1 protein-coding gene is annotated in these 887 nt (G+C 66.0%); it reads left to right on the forward strand.

Going from position 1 to position 887, the window contains the following annotated elements; translation table 11 throughout:
* On the forward strand, nt 1-834 hold an 834-nt coding region (locus EOA27_RS38325), incomplete at its 5' end, for a thiamine pyrophosphate-dependent enzyme (protein WP_245491382.1).
* Nucleotides 835-887 lie beyond the last annotated feature (53 nt).

The following is an 887-nucleotide window of genomic DNA, read 5'->3' on the forward strand; positions in this document are numbered from 1 at the left end:
CGCCTGGGCGAGATGCCGTCTTCCGACTACACGCTGTTGAAAAGCCCCTACCCCGACCAGGCGCTGGTGCATGTCCATGCCGACGCCGGCGAGCTCGGCCGCGTCTACCGGCCGACGATTGCGATCAATGCCTCGCCCGCCGCTTTCGTCGAGGCCTTCGCCAAATGCAAGCCCGCCGCTAGTCCTTCCTGGGCGGCCGAGGTGGAAAAGGCGCATGCCGCGTATCTCGAATGGTCGACGCCCCCTCAGACCGGCCCAGGCGCCGTGCAGATGGGCCCGATTATTGAGCATCTTGGAAAGGTCCTGCCGGAAGACGCCATCCTCACCAACGGCGCCGGCAACTACGCCACCTGGGTGCATCGCTTCTACCGCACCCGCCGCTTCGGCACGCAGGCGGCGCCTACTTCCGGCTCGATGGGCTACGGCACGCCCGCGGCCGTCGCCGCCAAGTCACTGTTCCCGGATCGCACCGTGATAGCCTTCGCCGGCGACGGCTGCTTCCTGATGAACGGCCAGGAGTTCGCGACCGCTGTTCAGTACGACCTTCCGATCATCGTCATCGTCGTCAACAACGGCATTTACGGCACGATCCGCATGCATCAGGAGCGGGAATATCCGAGCCGCGTCGTCGCCACCGAACTCAAGAACCCGAATTTCGCGGCGCTCGCCCGCGCCTATGGCGGCCATGGCGAGACGGTGGAAAAGACCGCCGACTTCGCGCCGGCCTTCGAACGCGCGCTGGCCAGCGGCAAGCCGGCGATCGTCGAGATCAAGCTCGATCCCGAAGCGATCACTCCGACCCGCACGCTGACGCAGATCCGCAACAAGAGCTGAGTGCCTGCAAGGTATAGGCAGCGATCCTTCGCGCCCCCCTCTGGCCTGCCGGC

It is taken from the genome of Mesorhizobium sp. M2A.F.Ca.ET.037.01.1.1 (assembly GCF_003998075.1).
GTDB lineage: Bacteria > Pseudomonadota > Alphaproteobacteria > Rhizobiales > Rhizobiaceae > Mesorhizobium.